Origin of the sequence: Polaromonas sp. (assembly GCF_039932935.1) — a bacterium.
GTDB lineage: Bacteria > Pseudomonadota > Gammaproteobacteria > Burkholderiales > Burkholderiaceae_C > Polaromonas.
Genome location: NZ_JBDTPB010000113.1, coordinates 1 through 6,830 on the forward strand (window position 1 = coordinate 1; position 6,830 = coordinate 6,830).

The following is a 6,830-nucleotide window of genomic DNA, read 5'->3' on the forward strand; positions in this document are numbered from 1 at the left end:
AGGCGCTGGTGGTGCCCGACAAGGCCGAGCGCGTGCGCAACTTTCACCGCAGCACGCTGCATGCATTGCAAGAGCTGGTGCAGGCGGCCGGCTTATGCCACCCGCAAGAGGTTAACGCCCATCACATCGTGCGGCGGCTGACGGACACCGAAGTGCGTCTGCTCAGCAACCTGATCATGCAGGTCGAGCCCGGCGCGCTGCTGGGGTCGCTGGAAAAGCAGAACACGGTGTTCAGCTACTACTGGCCGCTGGCCAACGCGCACAGTTTTCGGGCTAACAGCGCGTCTATTCAGGCGCCCACCGGCCCCTCGGGTGCCAACGCCCCGCTATTAAATCTATAGCTGGTGGCGCACATCCAACTTGGGCTACAGCGACTTTTATCCATAAATTCGCCGGCCGAATGGCGCTTTTTTTGCGCCAGTGAGGTCTGCAGGCATTCCAACGCCCGCCGAGGTGGCTGCTTACAGCATGCGCGAATGTTGTATTGTATGAAGTGCATATGAATTCCATTTCCACTCTTGAGCAATTCCTGGAAGGGCTGGCGCGCGATGCCACGCCCGGCGAACGCCTGCCGACGATTCGCGAGCTGATGCGGCGCTTTGGCGCTTCGCAAGTCGTCGTGCAACGTGCCTTTCAAAGCCTGAAGGACCGGGGGCTGATCGCCTCTCAAATCGGGCGGGGCACGTATTTTCGGGGGAAGACCGGGCTTGCGGCAGCGGGTTCCGAGAGCAATGCCCGGCCTTCCACCGCGCCGCGCACTTCGTCAGGACGCTCGGTGCTTCTGCTGCGCCGCTCGATCCGGATTGCACGGGGCCGCGTGCTGGTGGAGGATCTTCAGCGCCGCTTCAGCGCTGAAGGGCATCGCGTACTGGAGGTGTCATACACCGATCCTGAGCATGCACGGAGCGTATTGAAAGGATTGCCGCGTTTCGACGCCTGCGTCATTCAGTCCACCTTCAAGCCCATCACCATCGACTTGCTGGCGGCGCTCAGGGAAAAGTGCGACGTGCTGGCCGTGGATGGTGCCGCGCTGGTGGGCACCGATGTGGAGGCCGTGGGCATGGAGTGGGGCGAACCGCTCGCGGCGGCCATTGCGCTGCTGCAACAGCAAGGGCACCGCCGCATCGCCTACGCAACGACAACCCATCCGTTCCTGGCCACCCAGCTCGGGCGTCGGCGGATGGACTATCTTCGGGAGACGCTGGTGGACGTGGAGCTGAGTGAGGTGGCCATCCCCGCCCTGCCTGACCAGAACTACGAGGCCATGCTGTCCGAGGCCATTGTGGCCAACCTCGACAGTTCGGGCCGTCCGCCCTTCACCGCATTGGTCGCCTGGGGCATTGAGGACGGCGACAGATTTCGCCGCTTGCTGGCAGACGCCGGCTTGCGCATCCCGCAGACGCTGAGCGTGGTGCTGCTGGGCCGCACCGATCTGGCAAACGAACACGCCGATTTTTTTGAGATGGTTGGGTGCAGCGCCGCTGACCAGGTCAACCAGCTCCACGAAGCGATCAGCGCGCGCTGGGCGGAGCCAGACCGTCCTTACGGTGTACATCTGATCCCGGTGACCCGCCGGGCCGGCGGATCGGTCGCGCCACCGCCACCCTAATGCGCTGGGCCTGCCTGCCGCAAGCCGGTGGTCCGGGCGACAGTCTCCAACGTCAGGCTGACCGATTCACCTACATAGGCGCTGGCCTCCAGGGATTTCGCCAGGTCTTGCGGCAACGCATGCTGAGTAAACAACGGGTGCTCGCAGATGGCTTGCATGAACGGCATGCCCTCCGATTGCGCGCGTTGCGCCGCCTCATACAAGAGGTGATGCGCCTGGTGCCGCCCCATCAATCGCGTCAGGCGCATCATTGCCGCCTCCGACGCAATCAGGCCGTTGGAAAGCCCCAAGTTGCGGCGCATGGCGTCAGGATGGACGACAAGCCCTTCGGCCAGCCTGGCCAGCGTTTGCGCGACGGACGTGGCAATGATGGCAATTTCCGGCAACAGCGAATCGGTGACGTTGGTGGCTGAGGAATCCCCCTCATCCATTCGCACCATGGCCTCCAGGGCAAGCGGTATGCGGCCGCGCAACATGCGCGCGAGGCTGGTCAGCACCAGCGCGGTGGACGGATTGCGCTTCTGGGCCATCGTCGAGCTGCCCACCTTGCCCATGTGGAAGGCTTCCGCGGCCTCGCCAATCTCGGTGCGCTGCATGAAGACGATGTCCTGCGCGATTTTTTGAGCCGTTCCAGCCAGCAAGCCCAGCGCTGAAATGTAGTCAGCGCTGCGGTCATAGGATGAACGCATGGGCAGCCCGGCAGCGTGCAAACCCAGTTGATCGGCCATTCGCGCTTCCACCTTGCGCCCCACTTCACCGGTGGCGGCAAACGTTCCGATCGCCCCGCCCATCGAGGCGGGGAAAGAAGAGGCCAGGCGCTGGTTCAGGCGGTGCCGCCCACGGTCCAGTTCATCAAGCCATCCCGACAGCTTGAACCCGAAAGTCATGGGCAGGGCATGCTGCCCGTGCGTGCGGCCCGGCATGACCGTGGCCTGGTGTTCCAGCGCCAGCTTGCTCAATGCAAGCATCGCCTGATCCAGGTAACCGGTCAGGAGCCGGTGCGTCTTCACCATTTGCAGCGACGCCGCCGTATCAAAGATGTTTTGCGTGGTGGCGCCCCAATGGATGAAGCCCGCAGCGGGCTCACCGCACAGGCGTTCAAACCGGTGCAGCACCGGCACCAGCGGGTGCTGTGCAAACGCGATGGCCTCCGACAGCTGAGAAAGGTCAAACCGCCGTACATCGGCCATTTCAGCGATCGTCTTCGCCGCTGCAGCGGGAATCACGGCGAGCTCTGCCTGGGCCCTGGCCAGAGCCGCCTCGACATCCAGCCACGCTTGCAGCGTGGCAGCATCGCTCCAGATGTGCTTGGCCTCGTTGTTGAACCAGTGGCCAGTGATGAATGATTCAAACATGCCAACGCTCGTGCTCGGACGTCCTGCAGGGTGGGGAGCAACGTGAGGCTTGGTGAAAGGTATTCGAACAGTATAGATTGCATGTATATGTATTGTATTTATGTAAAATTTAAATTCTCTGTTGATTTTATTAGGATTTTAATAATACAATAAAATAAATACAATAAATATTGTATGCTCATTAAATTCCCATAGTGACATAACCGGAGACAAGCTTTGACAACATTTCTACGCGCGGCCTCGCCTTGTGCTCGCCGCTTCTCCCCTGCAAGCGGATTTCTCCATCAATTAACCGCGTTATGCGGCGGAATGCTTCTGGCAGGAGCCGCCCTCGCCGCAGACAAACCGATCTCGCTGATGGTGGGTTATTCCGCAGGCGGCAGTGCCGACCTGGTGGCTCGCGTTGTTGGTACTGAAATGGGAAAGCGCCTGGGGCGACAAGTCATTGTCGAGAACGTCGCAGGCGCCAGCGGCATGATCGCCGCGCAGAAAGTACTGGGCGCGGCGGCTGACGGCAATGCGATTTATATGGGCGGTACCGACACAGTGGTGGTCCCTATGGTCAACCCGAAGGCGAAGATCGATTGGCAAAAGGATCTGGCACCGATCGGCCGAATGACAACCGTCCCCATGATTTTTGCGGTTCCCGCCGGATCGCCGCACGCTACGCTGTCTGATCTTGTTGGTTCGCTACGCAAGGACGGCAAAGAGACTTTTAACTACGCCACGCCCGGCATCGGCACCATGCAGCATCTCTATGGCGCATTGATCAACAAGCAAGCGAAGGTGTCGATGCTGCATGTGCCCTATCGCGGGGGCGCCCAGATTGCGAACGACCTGGTGGGCCGGCAGATCGACAGCGCCATGCTGGTCCTGTCGACAGCAATGCCTTTTTTGACCGACGGCAAGATTAAAGCGCTGTCGGTATCCGACACGGTCCGCGTGCCTCAGTTGCCCCATGTAAAACGCATAGGGGAAGAAGAAGGTTTCAGCGGCGTCGCACTGCCGCTTTGGCAAGCGCTGTTTGTGAAGGCCGGCACGCCCGCCACGACAGTGGCCGCCTACGAAAAAGCCATGCTGGAAGCCCTGGCGCAGCCGGAAGTGCGTGCCAAGCTGCAGGACTCAGGTGTAAGCGTCGCCCCCATGAATGGCCGTGACCTTCAGACCTTCGTCAGGTCGCAAGCCATGTTGTACCGGGACATCGTGACAACCGGAAAAATCACGATGGAGTGATGATGGATTGTTCAGCGCGCCTGCTAGCCGACATTGGCGGGACCAACGCCCGCTTCGCCTGGCAGTCGGGTCCACATGTGCCGGTGACCGATGTGAAGGTACTGGCCTGTGCAGACCATGACACTTTGGCTGACGCGGTGTTTGCGTATCTGAACGCCATGGGCCGCAGCATGCCACCGGCCTGAGCAATGGCCATAGCGACACCAGTCACCGGGGACTGGGTGACGATGACGAATCACCGCTGGGCGTTTTCAATCGACGCGCTGCAGCGGCTGCTCGGCCTGGAATCCCTTGTCGTCGTCAACGACTTCACCGCGCTTGCCATGGCGCTGCCGCTGCTTCAACCCAGCGAGATGCGCCAGGTGGGAGGTGGTGCCGCCATTGCCGGCGCTGCCATGGGACTGATCGGCCCGGGCACCGGACTCGGTGTGTCGGGCCTGATTCCATTGGGTCGCAAAGACGGTGCAGAGGCCTGGATTGCCTTGCAGGGGGAGGGAGGGCACGCCACCCTTGCCGGGCGCACGGCGCGCGAGAAAGCAGTGCTGGCCGAGCTGGAGCAGCAGTATGGACACGCCGCCGCGGAACGAGCCGTGAGCGGACAGGGGCTGGTTGATATTCGCAAGGCGGTTGCCACTCTCGACGCGTCCCACCAGTGTTTGCCGGTACTGACAGGCGCGGAGATTACGCGGCGCGCGCATTGCGGCGATGTGCCATGCGCCGAGGCGTTGAATCTCTTCTGTGCCTTTCTGGGTACGGCTGCCGGCAACCTGGCCCTGACCCTGGGAGCAAGAGGTGGTGTCTATATCGGCGGTGGCATTGCTCCACAAATTGGTGACTGGCTTGAGCAATCTCCGTTCCGGCAGCGCTTTGAATCCAAGGGCCGCTTCTCGGCCTATCTATCGTCGATTCCGGTTTTTCTGATCAATGCCGGCCAGTCGCCTGCACTGCTGGGAGCGGCGCGCGTCTTCGATTCCCAGCGGTACGGCCTCTAGCCAATCAGGCCGACGGGCTCAGAAAACTGGCACGTGCGTCGACGCCCAACGTCCGCAAGCGCTTGGCCATGGACAGCACATGTCGGTCCTTGCTGAGCACCATGGCTTTTTTTGCCACCGCCAGGTCGATGAATTTCTGGTCGTCGGCGTCGCAGCAGGTCACGCCGGCCTTGGGCGCCACTTCAACAATGCGGACATGTTTGTCGAACAGGGCCAGCACGTCGGCCATGACCAGCTTGTAATAGGCCAGGCGCGGAACAATCTGTTTGTAGTCAAGCACGCGCTCGAGTTCGTCGCGCATGGGCTGCGTGGCGAGCCAGTCGAGCTCGCCGGCTTCCAGTTTTTTTTTCAGCGGCTGCGCGGCCGCGTCGTTGAAGACAAAGACGTCGAGGACGATGTTGGTGTCCAGGACGACAGGCTGAAGCGCCGGGGCCGTCACGGCGTCGGGTCGTTCGCTGGGGCGGCGGGTGCCGCACCCGGCTTGCCACGCGCGGAGCCGGCCACCATGTCAAAGCGGAACAGCCGGCACTCGATGGGACCGTTCCACATCGGCACGCGGCGTGATTCTTTCAGGCGCATCTTGCCGGGCAGCTTCAGGTCGGGCGTCAGCACATGGGCCGTCCAGCCGGCGTAGTTTTTCTTCCAGTGCGCAGCCAGTTGCGGAAAGAAATCGGTGGCCTCTTCGCCCCAAGCGTTTTGCGCCTGTTCGCGGCCGGGGTTGGCCGATCGGTCACGCGGTGTTTCGAAGGCGGGCTCTTCGCGCGTGTCGCCGGCGTTGCGGTTGTCCCCAGCGTCGCGGGCAAGCGGTTGGCCAAATTCGTCGATGGGCTGGTTGCGATGGTCTTGCTGGGCGCGCCCGTCCGATTGCGCCTGCTGACGGCGCTGGTCTCGCCCCTGCACGCCGGTGATACCAGCCACACCGGCCACGTCAATCCGCTCGCCATAGGGCGGGTTGACCAGCATCACGCCTGAAGGCGCGGGTGGCATGCGCTGCAGGGCATCGCCACCGCGCAGCTGCACCGCGCTGGCCACGCCTGCGCGTTCCGCATTGCGCTCGGCAAAGTCGACCATGCGGAAGGACACATCGCTGCCGAACACCGGTGCCGTGGGCTCGGTGATGGCGGCCTCGGCCTGGTCGAGCAGGCCATCCCACACATGGCCCTGGAAGGGCAAATACTTCTGGAAAGCAAAGCGGCGGTTGATGCCGGGGGCGATGCTGCACGCGATCTGCGCGGCTTCAATCGCGATGGTGCCTGAGCCGCAGCAGGGGTCGTACAGCGGCACGCCTTCCTTGCACAGCTGGTCCCAGCCACTGGCGGCGATCATGGCGGCGGCCAGGGTTTCTTTCAGCGGGGCGTCGCCCTTGTCTTCGCGCCAGCCGCGCTTGAAGAGCGGCTCGCCCGAGGTGTCGATGTAGATGGTGACGGTGTCGGTGGTCAAGTGCACGTAGATACGCACGTCGGGCCAGCGTGTATCAACGCTGGGGCGCACGTCGTCGAACTTGGCGCGAAACCGGTCGGCGACCGCGTCCTTGATTTTCAGCGCCGCGAAGTTCAGGCTTTGCAGCGGGCTGTGCTGGGCCGTGATCTCGACCTTGAAGGTCTGTTTGGGCGTGAACCAGATTTCCCAGGCCACGTTGGC

General features: G+C 62.4%; 5 protein-coding genes and 2 pseudogenes. 4 read left to right on the forward strand and 3 right to left on the reverse strand.

From position 1 onward, the window contains the following. Nucleotides 1–341: pseudogene (locus tag ABI546_RS18305) on the forward strand (FMN-binding glutamate synthase family protein); the annotation flags it as partial. A 158-nt stretch (nucleotides 342–499) separates the two neighbouring features. Then, nucleotides 500–1,609 carry a GntR family transcriptional regulator gene (locus ABI546_RS18310; RefSeq protein WP_348048860.1) on the forward strand — a complete coding sequence of 370 codons (1,110 nt, stop codon included), beginning with the start codon at nucleotides 500–502 and terminating at the stop codon, nucleotides 1,607–1,609. Here ABI546_RS18310 and ABI546_RS18315 read toward each other — a convergent pair. Continuing rightward, the gene (locus ABI546_RS18315; protein WP_348048861.1) at nucleotides 1,606–2,964 is read right to left on the reverse strand and encodes an adenylosuccinate lyase family protein; all 1,359 of its coding nucleotides are present in this window, start codon (nucleotides 2,962–2,964) and stop codon (nucleotides 1,606–1,608) included. The genes ABI546_RS18310 and ABI546_RS18315 overlap by 4 nt on opposite strands. 309 nt (nucleotides 2,965–3,273) lie before the next feature. Between ABI546_RS18315 and ABI546_RS18320 the strand changes: the two genes are divergently transcribed. Together ABI546_RS18320 and glk are read left to right on the forward strand one after the other, a co-directional pair. Further along, nucleotides 3,274–4,197, forward strand: coding sequence for a tripartite tricarboxylate transporter substrate binding protein (locus ABI546_RS18320; RefSeq protein ID WP_348048863.1), 924 nt, complete (start codon nucleotides 3,274–3,276; stop codon nucleotides 4,195–4,197). A 2-nt stretch (nucleotides 4,198–4,199) separates the two neighbouring features. Then, nucleotides 4,200–5,189: pseudogene (glk, locus tag ABI546_RS18325) on the forward strand (glucokinase). A 4-nt stretch (nucleotides 5,190–5,193) separates the two neighbouring features. On the opposite strand, the gene ABI546_RS18330 reads toward glk, so the two are convergent. After that, nucleotides 5,194–5,628: a putative toxin-antitoxin system toxin component, PIN family gene (locus ABI546_RS18330; protein ID WP_348048865.1), complete on the reverse strand. Its 435-nt coding sequence runs from the start codon at nucleotides 5,626–5,628 to the stop codon at nucleotides 5,194–5,196. Then, nucleotides 5,625–6,830, reverse strand: a 1,206-nt coding sequence (locus tag ABI546_RS18335; protein ID WP_348048867.1) for a THUMP domain-containing protein, incomplete at its 5' end; no start/stop codon positions are given. The genes ABI546_RS18335 and ABI546_RS18330, both read right to left, overlap by 4 nt.

What these genes read in the sequence shown, in the direction of transcription:
- ABI546_RS18310 (WP_348048860.1), top strand. Translation starts at nt 500, where the DNA reads ATGAATTCCATTTCCACTCTTGAGCAATTCCTGGAAGGGCTGGCGCGC.
- ABI546_RS18320 (WP_348048863.1), top strand. Translation starts at nt 3,274, where the DNA reads ATGCTTCTGGCAGGAGCCGCCCTCGCCGCAGACAAACCGATCTCGCTG.
- ABI546_RS18315 (WP_348048861.1), bottom strand. Translation starts at nt 2,964, where the DNA reads ATGTTTGAATCATTCATCACTGGCCACTGGTTCAACAACGAGGCCAAG.